Source organism: Brevibacillus fluminis, assembly GCF_003710825.1.
In the GTDB taxonomy this organism is placed as follows: Bacteria; Bacillota; Bacilli; order Brevibacillales; family Brevibacillaceae; genus Brevibacillus_D; species Brevibacillus_D fluminis.
The window spans coordinates 164,725-181,630 of the sequence record NZ_RHHQ01000025.1 but is presented as its reverse complement, the minus strand read 5'-3'; the positions used below and the strand labels follow the sequence as shown (position 1 = coordinate 181,630).

11 protein-coding genes are annotated in these 16,906 nt (G+C 52.0%); all 11 read left to right on the top strand.

What is annotated here, in order from left to right:
- The first annotated feature begins 8 nt into the window (after positions 1–8).
- The 11 genes from EDM56_RS27920 to EDM56_RS27870 all read left to right on the top strand — a co-directional run bounded on the left by EDM56_RS27920 (position 9) and on the right by EDM56_RS27870 (position 16,750).
- Entirely contained in the window at positions 9–1,001 is a 993-nt protein-coding gene (locus tag EDM56_RS27920) for an ABC transporter ATP-binding protein (protein WP_122921218.1), read from the top strand.
- Positions 998–1,957 (top strand): ABC transporter ATP-binding protein, encoded by a 960-nt coding sequence (locus EDM56_RS27915; RefSeq protein WP_122921217.1) that lies wholly within the window; start codon positions 998–1,000, stop codon positions 1,955–1,957. Before EDM56_RS27920 ends, EDM56_RS27915 begins: the two co-directional genes overlap by 4 nt.
- Before the next feature lie 74 nt (positions 1,958–2,031).
- Positions 2,032–4,038, top strand: coding sequence for a S9 family peptidase (locus EDM56_RS27910; protein WP_122921258.1), 2,007 nt, complete (start codon positions 2,032–2,034; stop codon positions 4,036–4,038).
- Between the two features lie 24 nt (positions 4,039–4,062).
- A complete protein-coding gene (locus EDM56_RS27905) occupies positions 4,063–5,676 on the top strand; it encodes an ABC transporter substrate-binding protein (protein ID WP_122921216.1) in 1,614 nt (537 codons plus the stop codon).
- An 81-nt stretch (positions 5,677–5,757) separates the two neighbouring features.
- Entirely contained in the window at positions 5,758–6,885 is a 1,128-nt protein-coding gene (gene menC / locus EDM56_RS27900; protein WP_122921215.1) for an o-succinylbenzoate synthase, read from the top strand.
- Between the two features lie 127 nt (positions 6,886–7,012).
- Positions 7,013–9,175, top strand: a complete 2,163-nt coding sequence (locus EDM56_RS27895; protein WP_122921214.1) for a CocE/NonD family hydrolase — start codon at positions 7,013–7,015, stop codon at positions 9,173–9,175.
- Positions 9,176–9,299: 124 nt separating this feature from the next.
- Complete coding sequence (locus tag EDM56_RS27890; RefSeq protein ID WP_246009567.1) at positions 9,300–10,355, top strand: MurR/RpiR family transcriptional regulator; 1,056 nt, start codon at positions 9,300–9,302, stop codon at positions 10,353–10,355.
- 123 nt (positions 10,356–10,478) lie between these two features.
- The gene (locus EDM56_RS27885) at positions 10,479–11,489 is read left to right on the top strand and encodes a MerR family transcriptional regulator (protein ID WP_183192621.1); all 1,011 of its coding nucleotides are present in this window, start codon (positions 10,479–10,481) and stop codon (positions 11,487–11,489) included.
- A gap of 16 nt (positions 11,490–11,505) precedes the next feature.
- Positions 11,506–12,717: a metal-dependent hydrolase family protein gene (locus EDM56_RS27880; protein ID WP_122921212.1), complete on the top strand. Its 1,212-nt coding sequence runs from the start codon at positions 11,506–11,508 to the stop codon at positions 12,715–12,717.
- 14 nt (positions 12,718–12,731) lie between these two features.
- Positions 12,732–15,089: a S9 family peptidase gene (locus EDM56_RS27875; protein WP_122921211.1), complete on the top strand. Its 2,358-nt coding sequence runs from the start codon at positions 12,732–12,734 to the stop codon at positions 15,087–15,089.
- A gap of 11 nt (positions 15,090–15,100) precedes the next feature.
- Positions 15,101–16,750 carry an ABC transporter substrate-binding protein gene (locus tag EDM56_RS27870; RefSeq protein ID WP_122921210.1) on the top strand — a complete coding sequence of 550 codons (1,650 nt, stop codon included), beginning with the start codon at positions 15,101–15,103 and terminating at the stop codon, positions 16,748–16,750.
- Positions 16,751–16,906: the final 156 nt, after the last annotated feature.

Here is a 16,906-nt window from a genome sequence, read left to right as displayed (position 1 = left end):
AGCTTCTGATGACAAATGTGCTGGATGTCACAGGGTTGACAACACAGTTTACCAAAAAAGGCGCGGCTTTCACGGTCGTCGACGAGCTGAGCCTTCATGTGAAAAAAGGGGAGGCGCTGGGAATCGTCGGCGAATCGGGCTGCGGCAAAAGCGTAGCTTCGCTCTCCATCATGCAGCTGTTGGGGGCAAACGGCAAAATCCGGCAGGGAAGCGTCCGGCTGAACGGCCGTGACCTTCTCGCCCTTCCCCAAAAGGAAATGCAGCGCATCCGGGGCAAGGAGATGGCGATGATTTTTCAGGAACCGATGACCTCCCTAAACCCGGTGCTCACAATCGGAAAGCAGATGAGCGAAGTGTTGGAGAAGCATGAGGGATTCAACAAGCAACAAGCGCGGGAGCGGGTGATTGAGCTTCTCACACTCGTCGGGATACCACGCGCGAATGAAATTTTTGCCGAGTATCCCCATCGACTGTCCGGCGGGATGCGCCAGCGGGTGATGATCGCCATGGCGATCGCGTGCAACCCCGCGCTCTTGATCGCAGACGAGCCGACAACCGCGCTGGATGTGACGATTCAGGCGCAAATTCTGGATCTGATCACAAACATTCGCAAGGAGCTGGGGATGGCCATGATCATGATCACGCACGATCTGGGCGTTGTCGCCGAAACATGTGACAGGGTGATGGTGATGTATGCCGGACAGGTGATCGAGCACGCTGATGTCCGCACCTTGCTCCGCAGTCCCAAGCATCCTTATACAATCGGCCTGATCAATTCCACGCCGCACAAGTCAAAAGGCGCAAGACGGCTTTTCAGCATCGCGGGGAGCGTGCCGTCCCCCGATGAATATCCGGTGGGCTGCCGTTTTGCCCCGCGCTGTGACAAGGCAATGCCGATCTGTTCAATACAGCGTCCCCCGCTGCTTGAGCTGGATCAACAATCCTCCTGCCGCTGCTGGCTGTATGAGGAAAAGGCGGAACCATCGGCGGTGATCCTATGAATCCGGTGCTTTTGGAAGTAAAAGGACTGCAAAAACGCTTTCCTGTGAAAAAAGGACTGTTCAAAGAAGCGACCTATGTGCATGCCGTCAACGGCATCGATCTGACGATCCACATGGGAGAAACGCTGGGGATCGTCGGCGAATCCGGCTGTGGCAAATCGACCCTTGGCCGCTGCATTCTCAGGCTTGTGGAGCCTTCAGGCGGGGAAATCGAGTTTCAGGGAGAACCGCTGCATCGCTTTGGTAAAAAGGAAATGAAGGCGGCCAGACGGAACATGCAGATGGTTTTCCAAAACCCGTTCGATACGCTGAATCCGAAACTGACGATCAAGCAAATCCTCATGGAGCCGCTGATTGCCCATCGTGTGCCACATGAAGAGCGGGAGCGTTTGATCGAGGAGACCATCGAGATTGTGGGCCTCAGCAAACGCTATCTGCTCCGTTATCCGCATGAGTTTTCCGGCGGCCAACGGCAGCGCATTGGCATTGCGCGCGCACTGATGCTGCGTCCCAAGCTGATCATCGCAGATGAACCGGTTTCGGCTCTCGATGTCTCCATTCAGTCGCAGATCCTCAATCTGATGCAGGATTTGCAAGAACAGTTCGCGCTTACCTATATTTTCATCTCACACGATCTCGGTGTCGTCGAGCACATTGCTGACAGGGTGGCCGTCATGTATCTCGGTGAGATCGTTGAGCTGGCAACGAAGGAAGCGTTATTCCAGCGAGCGCTGCACCCATATTCGCAAGCGCTCTTGTCGGCCGTGCCGGTGCAGGATCCCGATGATCGCCGTGAGCGGATCATTTTGAAAGGTGACCTTCCATCGCCGTCCAATCCACCGACTGGTTGCAAGTTTCATCCGCGCTGTCATGCTTGCATGGACATTTGCAAGACGCAGGCACCGCGCCCTCAAGAGGTCGAGGGCAGGATTGTTACGTGTCATCTCTATGAGTAAGCAGGAACCGTAACGTTTGACAACAGGACGGCAACAGATGGTGTGTGAAAATGATCAAATTGGAGGCGGGCGTGATGAATGTGAATCAAAGGCTGGTTACAGCAGAAGACATTGTCAAGTTCCAATGGCCGAGCAATCCGACGATTTCACCTGATGGCAAACTGGTTGTCTATGAAAAAACAGTGGTTCGTGAGCGTGAAGATGATTATGACACACAATTGCATCTAACAGACATTCGCGGCACAAAGAGTCGCGTCCTGACGACTGCGGGGAGCCGCAATCTCGCGCCGGCCTGGTCGCCCAACAGCAGAGCCATCGCTTTTTTGTCCAATCGCGAAAACGGTATGCAGGCTTGGCTGCTCCCGCTTGACGGCGGCGAGGCTGTGCAGCTCACACGGTTTCGGCATGGGATTAGCTCGCTCCTCTGGTCGCCGGATGGGAAGTACCTCTATGGGCTTGTCCCCGTGCATACCAAGACGAGAAGCATCGAGGTATTGGCTGCGGACAAAACAGCAAAAGAGCTCGATGACCAGATCGCGCGGGAGAACAAGGCGTGGATCGCTAGTCCGAAGCGATATGATCAGCCTTATTACAAGCTGGATGGTGCCGGGCTGCATCAGGACTTGACGCGGCAGCTGGTCGCGATCCATGTGGAGACGGGCGAGTGGAAGCAGTTGACAAGCGAACCGTACGACATCTGCGATCCGACCATTTCTCCGAATGGATCATACATCGCCTTTACCGCGAATCGTGATGAGCCGCCTATTTTTGGCGGACAGATTTTGCGTGTTCCGTCAGCAGGCGGTGAAGTGGAAACGCTCTACACCAATCGTGATGCGCGTGTTCCGGTCTACTCTCCGGATGGCAGCCAAATCGCCTTTTCGGGAAACACCGAGCACTGCCAGTTGTATGTGATGGATTGTGACGGCGGCAATGTGATCCTGCTTTCAGGCGAGTATCCGTATTCGCTGGGCGATTATTCTTTTACCGATATGTACCATCTTCGCTATCCGCTAAGTCCGCAATGGTCGCGTGACGGTGCTTGGATCTATGCGCTTTGCACGCGGGAAGGGAAGAACGAGATTGTCCGATTCTCCCGGGAACAAAATGGTGCATCTCCTGAGGTTGTAGCGGGCGGTCAGAGGACGATCTTTCATTTCTCTTATGATGGGCAGGACTCGCTTACCATTGCCTGCTCTACATCGTACCATCCTGGCCAAATTGCGTTCATCGACCGAACGGGCGAGGAGCTGAGGTTGGATGATTGCAACGACGCGCTGATGCAAGAGCTGATTGTCTCCTTGCCGGAGGAGTTCACCTATACGTCTGTCGACGATTGGCAGATCCAGGGCTTTTTGCTGAAACCGGCCCAGTTCACGCCGGGGAAAAAATATCCGGTTTTGCTCGATATTCACGGTGGCCCGCACTCCATGTTCAGCTTTGCCTATTTTCACCAGATGCAGTTGTTTGCTGCCCAAGGCTTTGCGGTTCTGTACCTCAATCCGCGCGGCAGCTCAGGATTTGGCAAGGAATTTTCCGAGGCAGTGCATGGCGATTACGGCGGGAAGGACCATCTGGATCTTTTGAATGGCTTGGCAGAGGCGCTGCGTCGCTACGATTTTCTTGACGAAAGCCGCGTAGCGGTCAATGGCATTAGCTATGGCGGCTTCATGGTGAACTGGCTTTTGACCAAAACCGATCGGTTCTTTGCAGCGATTTCGGAAGGCTGCATCTCCAACTGGATTTCCATGTACGGCACAAGCGATATTTCCCCGACCTTTGTCAATCGCGAGTTCTTGGGTAAGACGGATCTTGAGACGCTCTGGAAACACTCGCCGCTCGCCTATGTCGACAAGGTGAAAACACCACTTTTGCTCATGCATGCGGAGCAAGACCTGCGCTGCCCGATGGAGCAAGCGGAGCAGTTTTATACCCATCTGAAGCGACAAGGCAGCGAGGTGGAATTGCTGCGAATGCCGGATTCAAGCCACGGGCTGCTCCAAATCGGCAAGCCGTCCCTGCGCAAGGCACGGTTGCAGGCAATGGTTGATTTCGTCACGGTACGGCTGCCGCAGGGCTAATCCGAGAGGAGAGAGGTGTAAACGATGCGTCTGATTCGTGCGTTGCTTGTTGCTACACTCGGTCTGACGGCAGGATGCAGTCAGGCTGCTGTTACCAAGCCCCAACCGGGGCAAACCGCATCCGCTCCGAAAACGGGCGGGACGATTACCCTTGCGATGACCGAGGAGCCGGATACATTGGATATGCATGCGAGCTCGATGCTCGCGGCGGAATATGTCGGTGGCTATATGGGGGGAGCCTTGCTTGCTGTTGATGAAAAAACCAAACAGATCATCCCGTCCCTTGCCACGTCATATTCTGTCTCAGAGGACGGGAAAACATGGACCTTTACCTTGCGTTCTGGCGTCGTGTTTCATGACGGGACCCCTCTAACCGCCCAAAGCTACAAAGAGACGTTCGAACGGGCGCGGTCGACAGAATTCGTCCAGCAAGGCGCGGGAGCGGCGCTCTCCGCAATCGAGTCGATCACGGTGCCAGATGATCAGACACTCGTGCTTCATTTAAAAGAACCCTCAGCGCCACTTCTCTCCGATCTCACCGTCACTGGCTGGTCACAGCCGCTGTCACGTAAGGCGATCGAGACGGCGGGCAAGCAATACGGGCGGAATCCGGTTGGTGTCGGCGCTTGGAAATTCGAAAGCTGGAGGCCAAGCGAATCCGTTACGCTGATCCGTAACCCTGATTTTCACTGGGCCGACGCATCTGCACAGAATCAGGGACCGGTCAGACCGGACAAATTCGTGATCCGCTTCATTAAAAATAGCCAAACCATGCTCGCTGCATTGGACAGCGGCTCTCTTGATATCGCGACAAACGTTCCGGCCAAGGACGCGAAAAAGTATAAAAATAGTGAAAAATTCACCGTACTTGAGCAATTGAAAAGCGGGATTGGCCTGTTTATCGAGATGAATCTAAAAAACGAGATCTTCCAGGATATCCGTGTGCGCAAGGCGTTCAATCTGGCCGTGAATAAAGAAGCCATCGTGCAAGCCTCGCTTCAGGGGGAAGGCGTCCCTGCGTACGGACCGATAGGCGAGGCCATGTTTGGCTATGATCCGGCGATCAAGGAGTACGCCTATTCATTTAATCCTGAGGAAGCGGGCAAGCTGCTTGACGAGGCGGGCTGGAAGCTGAACGGGAAAGGCGTGCGCGAGCGTGATGGCGCCCCGCTCAAAATTCACCTGCTCAGCATAGAACGCTTTTCACATCCAGCCCAACTGGTTCAAGGGATGCTCAAAGAGATCGGCGTCGAGGTGGTAATCGATACGCTGGAGCCAGCGGCCATGATCCAGACGGCAATGTCAGGGAATTTTGACATGACGGTGATGGGATTCGGTGCTACCGATCCAGATACGCTGTTTCAATACATGCACTCCAGCCAACGCAATGGCGGCTCTAACTTTTCCAATATTGACGACAAGCAGATTGATACATTGTTGGAAAAGGGCCGTGTCACCGTTAACACCGACCAGCGCAGGCAGATTTACATCGATCTGCAGAAACGGGTAGTGGACCAGGCGTACTGGATTCCGATCTTTACCGAGAAAAAATTCACCATCATCAACCAGCGTGTCCACGATGTGAGGCTTCATCCATTCGGCTATCCCATCTTGCAAGATAGCTGGGTTGAAGAGTAAGTGTGAAAATGGTTCATAGTCAAAGTAATGTAGAACACAACTTGAAGCTGACTGAAAAGTTGGAGAAGGGATATTATTCAGATGAAAATTGAACAAGTGAAACTGCAGCAGTTGCAAGTTCCTTTAAAAGCGCCGTTCGAAACCAGCTTTCGGCGGATGGTAGATAAGGATTTTATTCTGGTCAGTGTCCATGGCGGCGGGGAAGTCGGCTACGCGGAGAGCGTGGCGATGACGATTCCGGTCTATAACGAGGAAACGACCGAAACGATCTGGTATATGCTGGAGACGTTTCTCATTCCTCAGCTTTTTGCGAGCAAGATTACGCACCCTGACAACGTATCCGAGCTGTTTGCGCCGCTGCGCCGCAACCATATGGCAAAGGCAGCGCTCGAGATGGCGGTCTGGGATTTGTACGCGAAGCAGCAGGGCATGTCGCTTGCGCATGCGCTGGGCGGCCAAAAGAAAACGATCGACGTAGGGGTCAGCATCGGGATCGAGCCGTCTGTAGACCATGTACTGCAAAACGTCGAGCGCTTCTTGGCAGAAGGGTATAAAAAAATCAAAGTCAAAATCAAGCCGGGCTTTGATCTCGAGGTAATCAAGGCGATTCGCGAGCGCTTTGGCGCAGATGTGCCACTGATGGCGGATGCCAATTCCGCTTACTCGCTAAGCGATCTTCCTCTGCTGAAGGAGCTGGATCAGTACGATCTCATCATGATCGAACAACCGCTCGCGCATGACGATATCATCGACCATGCGAAGCTGCAGCGTGAACTGAAAACCCCGATCTGCCTCGACGAGAGTATCCACACCATCGTGGACGTCGAGAAGGCGATTGAGCTGGGCAGCTGCAAAATCATTAACATCAAGGTGGGTCGCGTTGGGGGACTGACCGAAGCGAAAAAAATGCATGATCTCTGCCAAAAGCACGGCATTCCGGTCTGGTGCGGCGGTATGCTCGAAATGGGAGTAGGGCGCGCCCACAACATCGCGCTTACCTCGCTTGACAATTTTACGATACCGGGCGATACGTCCGCATCGGATCGTTACTGGCTTGAAGAAATTGTCGAGCCTGAGGTGAAGCTGGCTGCCCCAGGTATGCTCGCTGTACCGACAGGGCTTGGGATTGGCTATTCAGTCAATGAAGAGAAGGTAAAAAAATTCCAAGTGCGTGAAGCCAGCTTTCACCCGGCAACCCTGTTTGCATAATTGAGAGACAGCCTGGTAGCAAATTAGCTCGCTTCATATGGAAGCTGCCGAACCTGCAGCCCTTCTAGAAGCGCAGCAGGCTTAAAAGGTTGGTTTGTGCGAACACAGAGAGGAGACGGGAAGAGCGATGGAATCGATAAAACCGAATAGACAAAAATACAAGCTTTATGAATCGGGCATTCATCTCGCCGATTTGTATGCGTCGGACGAAGGATGGCTTCACCGGAGAAGAACACTGGAGTGTGACGGGTGGACCCAACTTGAAGCGCTACCAGCCGACAATCACGAGTATGGACTACCGTTGCAGTTGATCGCTGAGCGGCTGCAAGAGTGGAATGAGACGGATTGGGAAGCAGCCGATGTTGTTGTGACGAGCTGGGGCGGACATTATCAGCGGTATTTCCAAGTAGCGGGACATGTCGACGGCGAGCGGAAATCAGCTTGGGTATGGGCGCTGCGCGACGAGAAGATGCCGATCGATCTGGTTGTAATGGATCGGCAGATCATCGCTTTTTTGCTCAGTGGACGCGGAGAGAGTACGATACTGGTTCAGCCTGGATATGAAGCGTTCACGCCAATGTCGGACTGGAATGATCCGCTCCTTTCCAAAGCAGCGTATGGCGTCACCCAATTAGGCAGACATGATGTGGTCATGCGTGACGGAATCAAGCTAGCGACAGAAGTCTGGCTGCCGAGCGGACTGCCAGAGGGAAGCCGTGTTCCGACTATTCTGATTCGTACGCCGTATGGCAGAATAGCGGAACATTTCGGCGGCTCTCACTGGCTGCGATTTGTGAGAAAAGGCTATGCCCTTGTTTCGCAGGATACGCGCGGGCGTGAAGATTCCGAGGGCGAATGGTTACCTTGCGCCAATGAAATGGAGGATGGCGACGACACACTGAACTGGATCGCCGCCCAATCATGGTCCGATGGCAAAGTGGGGATGATCGGTGGCTCGTACGGCGGTTACGTTCAATGGGCGGCAGCCGCATCGGGTAACCCTCATTTGAAAGCGATTGTCAGCTACGTGACCGCCGGGACCCCGTTTGGCGATCTGCCGCGAAAAGGCGGGACCATTCTATCCGGCACTTTGGCCTGGGCTTTCGCCATGGCAGATCGCAAGAAAAATTTGGCCGGAGCAGTCCGCGACGACTGGGACGAGGTGCTTGCGATCCGTCCGCTAACCGATATTCCGGCAAAAGCATTGGGCAAAGACGTCCATTTCTGGAATGAGTGGATGAGCCATCCGGACAACGATGAATTCTGGGCGAGAGCAGATTGGGCACAGTACGGGGATAAGGTGAACGTACCCGCGCTGCTTGTCTCCGGCTGGTACGATGACAACGGAGCAGGAACGACGGAAGCGTGGGAAATGTGCGAAAGGCATGGGCGTGAAAACCTGAAGATGATCCTTGGCCCATGGTACCATCATGCGAATACGACCCGTTCGATTCACAACGTACAATTTGGCAACAATGCCATCCGCTATGATCTGGATGTTTTGCAGCAGCGCTGGTTTGACCGGTTTTTGAAGGGAATCGGCAACGGTGTTGAAGAAGGGGAGCGCGTCCAATATTACATGGTGGGCGAGGATGAATGGAAAACAAGCGAGAATTGGCCCCCGCAAGAGGTTGTGTATACACCTTACTATTTGCACAGCGCCGGGCACGCCAAAACAAGCAACGGCGATGGTACACTTTCGACACGAGCGCAAGATGATCAGGAGCCTGACAGCTACCGGTTTGACCCGCAGGATGCTGCTCCCTTTCTCATCGACATGTCGGAAAACGAGTGCAGCGTGCCGGAGAATTACCGCGATGTGGAGCTGCGCGAAGATGTTTTGGTCTATACGTCCCCACCGCTCGAGGAGGAGCTTGCGATCGCCGGGGATGTGTATGCGGTACTCTACGCATCCAGCTCGGCGCGGGATACAGATTGGCTAGTCCGGCTCACCGATGTGGATGAAGAGGGGAATTCCATCCGCCTCTCGGACGGGCTGATTCGCGCCCGCTACCGCCATTCCACAGAGCGTCCTGAATTGCTCGATCCTGACAAGATTGAACGCTACGAAATCAAAATGAGCAAAATAGCCAATCTGTTCAAAAAGGGCCACCGTATCCGTGTATCGGTCACCTCGGGAGCAAAAAACCTGGCCTTCCCCAACCATAATACAGGCAATGATCCGGCAACCGATACAACGTTTATCATCGCAGTGCAACAGGTTTATCATGATGCACAGCATCCAAGCCATGTGAAGCTTCCTGTGCTTGCGTCCAAGCAAACCGGCTAGTGCCGACCAAGCGGATAAGTCATGTGCGCTGAGTCGGGAAACGGGATCAGCCCACAGCTGCTCCCGTTTCTTTTTTCACAGCTAGATGTTCATTTTAGCCTTGACAGACTATGCGGTATGTTCCATGTTCCAGGCGGCTCATCCGATAATCGGCACGATTCCAGGAAACGATGAAAGAGACTTGAAAAAAAGCAGCTTGACACGACCGGAGCGCAAACCCAATAGTAAAAGCATACTGGATAGGAAGCTGAAACCGATGGCGGGCAACACCAATCGCAAGCAACCGGAATTCATGAATCGACGGGGGACATATATGCAGGAACAGTCATCATTCGAAAATCTGGTAAAAGAAAAATTTAACGGGCTATCCGCCGCCCAGAGAAAAGTAGCCGCTCATCTGCTGCAGCATCTGGATCAAGCCGCATTCAACACGGTCGTCCAGATCGCGCGCGAAGCGGAGGTAAGTGAAACAACCGTGATTCGTTTGTCCTATGCGCTCGGCTTTAGCGGCTTTACCGAGATGCAAGGGAAAATTCAGCAGCAAATCGTACTCGGGAACGCGTCCGCACAACCTATCAATCGTCTGCAAAACCCGATTGAATCGGGCGAGGAGAATCTGTTCAGACGGACGATGGAAAACGAAATCGCGATCATGCAGCATAATTTGGCCCAGTTGAATGAAGCGGAAATGTGGAAGGCCGTCGATGTTTTGGCGCAGGCGGACCACATTCTCGTCATCGGTCATCGCGGATCTCACGCTGCGGCGAACTGGATTTCCTTCATGCTCGGTATGATGCGGGAAAATGTGCATTTGTGTCCGACAGGAGGCAATTCCTACGAGAAGCTGTTTAGCATGAATGAAAAATCAGCCGTCATCGTCATCTCTTTTCCGCGTTACTCCAAAGAGTCGTACAAAATTGCGGAGGCAGCCAAAATGCTGGGCAGCAAGCTGATCGCCATAACCGATCGCGTTCTGTCGCCGGTCGGCCGCATCAGCGACATCACGTTTTTATCAGAAGTAAATGTAGACATCAATACGGGAAACAGCTCCATGGCGGGCGCCCACAGCATTTTGCATCTGCTCAGCATGGGGCTTCTGGTGAGGAACCGGGAGACGATGCAAGCGCGTCAGGAGCGTATGGAACAGATCTACAGCAGCCAGGATGTCTTTATCGAATAATCATGTGCAGGTAGCGGCTAACACAAACTCCCTATGCTTTTGAAGTAACAAATTGTCGAAAACAATCAATTGAATCTCCTCTTACTGGAGGTTTTATAATCTGGACAAGGGGGGCTGATGTTGTTGGATTCACATGCTAAATCGATAGAGGGAAGGTTTTCGATCGGGGAAGTGGCAAAAAGCACGGGAACAACGGTCAAAACCGTTCGTTACTATGATGAAATTGGCCTGCTCAAACCGACCATGCATACCGAAGGAAGACATCGGCTCTATACAACAGCGGAAGTATGGCGGCTTGAGCTAATTCTGACTCTTCGCTACCTGAACTTTGGCATTGATGAAATTCGCAAGATTATCTCAGGAGAAATCTCCGTTTCCAAGGCGCTTGATTGGCAAATCGAGGCTTTGAGCACACAACAGCGCACGCTCAGCAATATGATCACGATTTTGCAAAGGGCCAAGGAGAACGGTATTGGCGAAGATTCACTGCATCATATCCACGATCTTGTAGCATCTATCAGTGCGAATACGGAAGATCGAAAGAAATTTATTTTTAAAAAAATCAAAGAGTCGATGATCATCGATCAGTTTCCTTACGATTGGAAGGAGCCCTTGATTCAAAGCATCGATGGAATTTTCCCAAAAAACAAAAAGATAACTGCACTGCAATCTTCCGCATGGAACGAAATGGAAGAGCTGTTGAAAGACTCTCAGTTTCACACAGAGTTTCGCCAGAGTATGGAGGATTGCGTGAATGCGGTCCAGCAGTATTCCGTAAATCAGGATTTGTGGGACAAAAAGACAGTCGAAATCTATAGTCGGGTGATCGACGCAGTAAAGGCACAACACCCCCCGGAAAGTACTGCCGTACAAGAAATTGTTGAGTATTATGCATCGAAGTTTGCGCAAATGCTGCAGGTTCCCGTCACACCCGATCTACTTCGCTACTTTATGAAAGTGGCTAGAATATCGGGAACCGATCGTGTCCTGCGATTCTGGGAATTGCGAGCGATCCTGAATCCTGACATGGAATGCGCGTTAAAAGCCAAAAAGCTGCTCTATCAAGGAATCATGTGGAAGATCGCGCAGTTGGAAGAAGTCCAAATCAAGAAGAAACAGGCAATCTCGAAATAAAAAGGGAGATCGACCGATGAAACTTTTATTTGCGGATCGCGTGATTATCGGAGATGGCGAACAGGTTATGCAAGAGGCTGCGGTCGCGATTGACGAATCTGGCCGCATTGTGGCAGTGGATACGCAAGAGGAAGCACGAAGGAAATATTCGCAAGCAGATGTGACTCGCTACAACGGATGTACCATTTTACCAGGCTTGATCGATTTGCATGTACATATCGGTTACTGGTGGAGCAAACCGGATGCCGCACAATACACAGACGGAATGATCGCTCTCTTGGCGTCAAGCAATTTGCGAGAGGCGCTTTCACTTGGTGTGACCACTATAAGGGATGTTGCGGCGCCGGATGGTCTTTGCGGCACATTGAAGCGTGCGATAAAAAAGAACATGATCGTCTCACCCCGGCTTTTTGAGGTGAACCAGGGGATTATCATGACAGGCGGGCATGGCTGGCCGCTGAAAGGAGGCTTGCGGGAGGCAAATGGGCCATGGGAGGTGCGAACTGCCGTACGTGAACAGGTGAGAGCGGGCGCCGACTGGATCAAGCTGATGACCAGCGATCGGACACCGACTCCGGAGTTCACGCAGGAAGAACTGGATGCCGCCGTGGACGAAGCTCATCGGCTAGGTCGAAAATGTTGTGTACACGCCTCGCTGCAGCCTGCAATCCAGATGGCGATCGATGCAGGATTCGATACCATCGAGCACGCAACATTCCTGACGGTGGAGCAAGCAAGACAAATGGCGGAAAAAGGACAAGTATGGGTGCCGACGATGGTCACGTTCTTTCAAATCGCCGATCATTTCAAAAAAGCCGCAGAAGAACAAGCAGCCGTCAAAGGGCTTGTGAATGAACAATTCATGAAGCAGGCTGAGTTTTTTCTTGAATCGCAAAAAGCGTACCGCGAAAATTTCGCCAAATTGATGGAAACAAGGGTTACGATCGCTACGGGCACAGATATTGTGCTGGATGGCTATCCAATTACACCAGTTGCAGAAGAAATCCGGTTGATGGTCGAATTAGGCATGCACCCTCTTAAAGCGATACAGGCAGCTACACAAAACGCCGCTGAAGTCCTCGACCAAGGCGATACATTCGGTACAGTTAAAACTGGCAATCTCGCAGACTTGCTGGTGGTGAAGGGCGATCCTTTGGCTGATTGTACAGCGTTATCGCAGGTACGGGAAGTTTTTCTGGAAGGGGTCTCTGTATTTGCAAGAACGTAGGGGGAGGTGTAGCCATGAAACAAGCAATAAGCCGAGAGCAGTATCAACGGGCAGAGAAGCTTATGGCAACGAATACGGGAAATTACGTCTTTAATAGTCTGATCAAGGCTCACTGGCTAGGGCAAACAGAGCGTTTTTGGTATAAAAGAGAGCTGCGGATGGCAAGCGGCCGCGGCAAGCAGTTCATCCTCGTCGATCCACGACAAAGCACGAGTCGGTTGGCATTTGATCATCAAAAATTGGCGGAAACCCTTTCACTTGGGTTGGGGAAAGTGTGTGATCCCGACAAATTGCCGTTCGAGCAATTTGCGTTCGAACACGATGAGCAAGCGATTGTCTTTCACGTTGAAAAGCAGCCGTGGATTTGCCAGCTGGACGATTACACATGTGCACCTCTTGCAATAGAAGATGCAAAAACCGCAGAGTCCCACCAGTCAGTAAGAAAGGACGAGCTTCCTTCTCCAGATGGTCGTTGGGCTGCATTTCTGACAGAATACAATCTGTACGTGCGTTCCCTTGAGACGGGTGAAATTGTCCAGCTTACATACGATGGACAAGCTTATTACGATTACGCAACCCAGCCCGAGTCCAGAACAACGGCGGTTACCGAGCGATTGCATGGTATCAAGCATCCGCCGACCGCGCTCTGGTCTCCAGACTCAAAAAAACTGATAACCTATCGGCTAGATCAACGATTCGTCCGCGACCTTCATCTGGTCCAGTCTGTACCATCAGGAGAAGATGTGCGTCCTGTCCTGCATTCCTACCGCTATCCGTTTCCGGGTGATGAGCACATCGCACAGATGGAACTGCTCTGTATCGATATCGAAAAAGGAACCATTGTGCCACTGGATTCGCAGCCCCAGCCCGTTCCTTTTCTCTTTACATCGCTGAGAAAGGGCATTCGACTCGCCGGTTGGTCGAGCGATAGTGAGAAAGCCTACTATGTGCGCCTGTCGCGCGATTGCAAAACAGCTGAATTCGTCATTACAGACCCGCAAACGGGTTCACATCACACTCTTTTGAAAGAACATTCTGAAACTTTCTTGAACATCGATATTGGCCATCTAAGTGAAGTGGCTGACCACTCCGTTGTGTATGAGCCAAACATTCGTCTGATAGGGGATGGTAGGTCGTTCATCTGGCAATCGGAGCGAGATGGTTGGGCCCATCTTTATCTGTATGACGCACGGTCAGGTGAACTGAGACACCGCTTGACACAAGGGCCATGGGCAGTCCGCAACATTGAAGCGATCGACGTGGAAAGAGGCTGGCTCTATTTTACCGCTGGAGGGCGCGAGGAAGGGCGTGACCCTTATTACCTGCATCTCTACCGCGTTCGCTTAGACGGTTCTGATTTGACTTTACTCACACCAGAAGATGCCATGCACATGGTCACCTTTTCGCCTGGCCTCGAGTATTTCGTCGATGTTTTCTCGCGGGTAGACTTACCGCCTGTGTCTATTCTGCGAGCAGCAGACGGTCGACTCATCCGCGAGCTGGAAAAGGCAGATATTGAGCTCCTTTTGGCCCAAGGGTATCAGATGCCGCAGAGAATCACCGTCAAGGCACACGATGGCATGACCGATCTGTATGGTGTCTTGGTCCGGCCGGCCGATTTTGATCCAGCGCGGAAATACCCGGTGATCGACTATTTTTACGGAGGCGTCCAGCGGATCAATACGCCGAAGTTTTTTTGCGCAGAGGCGTATGCGGGGATCTTGGACCTGCTTGGCGACGCTCAGCCCTTTTCCCAGTTGGGTTTCGCAACCGTCATCCTAGACGGGATGGGGACTCCTTTTCGCTCCAAAGCGTTCCACGACGTTTCCTACGGTAACCTCCAGGGTGCGGCTGGCTTGATTGACCATGTAGCTGGAATAAAGCAACTGGCCGAGCACTATCTTTTTCTAGACTTGGATCGGGTCGGTATTTGGGGCGCATCGGGCGGTGGGTACGGTTCTGTAAGGGCAATGCTCACGTATCCGGATGTCTATAAAGTTGCCGTAGCAGGTTGCGGTAACCATGATCAGCGCCTGTATGTGCACGCCTGGGGTGAACGATATCATGGAGCTTATGACGCAGAATTGTATCGGGAGCAGGACAATGCCACTCTCGCCCATAATCTGCGCGGTCATTTGCTGCTCGCTCACGGCGATCTCGATGATAACGTGCATCCGGCTCACACCTTGAGATTGGTCGATGCTCTCATCAAAGCGAACAAAGATTTCGATCTGCTGATCATGCCGAACAAAGATCATCGCTTTTACACCGATCGCTATTTTATCCGAAGGAAATGGGACTATTTCGTTACATATTTGCTGGGCGCAGAGCCACCAAAAGGCTACATAATTAGAGAAGAGGATTCACAGTAAGGGGGATAATCATGCACAAAAGTAGGTTGGGAACCAAATTTTTTCGTGGGTCTTTATGCACGGTTATGGGGATGATGCTTGTCATCAGCGGGTGCAGCGGAGGCGGCACCGAGGTGAACTCTGCAATTCCAGGGCCCGAAAAATCCGGTCCGCCAAAGCAGGGCGGCACGATCACGATCGCCTACAAGCAAGAGCCGGATACGCTGGACGTTCACAAGTCAAACGGGGCGAGTGTGACAGACGAGCTTGCGGGTCTTATGGGCGGAACGCTTGTCTATGTGGACCCTGACACGCGCGAAATCAAGCCTTATTTGGCTGATAGCTACAAAATTTCTCCGGATGGAAAAGTGTGGACATTCACCATACGCTCAGGCGTTACGTTTAGCGACGGGACGCCACTGAACGCCAAAACGTTCAAGGAGACGTTCGATCGTATTCTCGATCCGAAAACCCAGGCAAAAGCTACGCAGGCAATGCTGGAATCGCTGAAGGAAGTAAAAGCGCCCGATGATCAGACACTCATTTTGGAATTGAAGGAACCGTTTGCCCCATTGCTTCTCAACCTTTCCGTACCGGGCTGGTTACAGCCACTTTCTTTGCAAGCAATCGAGAAAGCGGGTCCCGACTATGGAAGGCATCCACTGGGGGTAGGACCATGGAAATTGGAAAGCTGGCAGCCTGGTCAATCCATTACTTTTGCACGTAATGACAAATTCAAATGGCCTGAGCCGTATTATGAAAATCAAGGCCCGGTTCGACCGGATAAGCTTGTTGCCAAATTCATTATCGATTATCAAACGACGATGGCAGCATTGGACAGCGGTACGATCGATGTCGCATTAAACGTTCAAGCAAAAGACGCGAAAAAATATCGGAATAGCGACAAATTTGTGGTTCTGGAGAAAATGAGGAGCGGGATCGGTCTGTTTCTGGAGATGAACATGAAGACGGAAGCACTTCGGGATGTCCAGGTACGCAAAGCTTTGAACATGGCGATCAACAAGCAAGCGATCATCCAGGCTGCTCTGCAGGGGGAGGGAGAAGTCGCCCACAGCTTGCTTCCGCCAACTTTCTTTGGCTACGACAAAGCGGTTGAAGAGCTGGATTATAAGTTCGACCAGGAGCAAGCGAAAAAGCTGCTGGATGATGCGGGCTGGAAGACGAATGCAGAAGGAATACGAGAAAAGAACGGAAAAACACTCAGCCTAACCTTGCTCTCCAGAGAAAGACAAGCCAAAGAATCGCAGCTCGTGCAATCGATGCTTGACGAACTCGGGATCAAAGTCAAGATCAACAGTATGGAACCCGGGGCCATGCTCGATACAGCGATCAAAGGGGAATTCGATCTCACTGTGATGGCATATGACCATATCGATCCGGATATTTTCTATATGTTCTTCCATTCGAGCCAAATCGGCGGCTTCAATTTCTCGTCGATCAAAGACGAGAAACTGGATGAATTGGCTGCGCTTGGCCGCCGAACGGTTGATCCGGAGGCGAGAAAACAGGTTTACTCGGAAGTGCAGCGATATATGATTGAGCAAGCGTACATCATTCCGATCTACATCGATAAGCAGTTTTTTGTGGTAAATAAGCGCGTGAAGGGAATTAAGGTAAGTCAAGATCGCCTGCTATTTAACGACGCCTGGGTTGATCAGTAAGACGGATCGTAGAAACGAAGGTTCACAACCCTATAACAAGAAAAAATCACGATTTTCACCTGATGCTCTTCGCACTAGGGGAAGACCGTGATTTTTTTATGTGGCTCTACCTCAATACCATAAAAGACTTATATAATAACGAAATGGTAGCATACC

Coding starts and splice junctions, on each gene's coding strand:
- EDM56_RS27920 (WP_122921218.1), top strand. CDS start 9: ATGACAAATGTGCTGGATGTCACAGGGTTGACAACACAGTTTACCAAA.
- EDM56_RS27875 (WP_122921211.1), top strand. CDS start 12,732: ATGAAACAAGCAATAAGCCGAGAGCAGTATCAACGGGCAGAGAAGCTT.
- EDM56_RS27890 (WP_246009567.1), top strand. CDS start 9,300: ATGTTCCAGGCGGCTCATCCGATAATCGGCACGATTCCAGGAAACGAT.
- EDM56_RS27915 (WP_122921217.1), top strand. CDS start 998: ATGAATCCGGTGCTTTTGGAAGTAAAAGGACTGCAAAAACGCTTTCCT.
- EDM56_RS27910 (WP_122921258.1), top strand. CDS start 2,032: ATGAATGTGAATCAAAGGCTGGTTACAGCAGAAGACATTGTCAAGTTC.
- EDM56_RS27880 (WP_122921212.1), top strand. CDS start 11,506: ATGAAACTTTTATTTGCGGATCGCGTGATTATCGGAGATGGCGAACAG.
- EDM56_RS27905 (WP_122921216.1), top strand. CDS start 4,063: ATGCGTCTGATTCGTGCGTTGCTTGTTGCTACACTCGGTCTGACGGCA.
- EDM56_RS27895 (WP_122921214.1), top strand. CDS start 7,013: ATGGAATCGATAAAACCGAATAGACAAAAATACAAGCTTTATGAATCG.
- EDM56_RS27870 (WP_122921210.1), top strand. CDS start 15,101: ATGCACAAAAGTAGGTTGGGAACCAAATTTTTTCGTGGGTCTTTATGC.
- menC (WP_122921215.1), top strand. CDS start 5,758: ATGAAAATTGAACAAGTGAAACTGCAGCAGTTGCAAGTTCCTTTAAAA.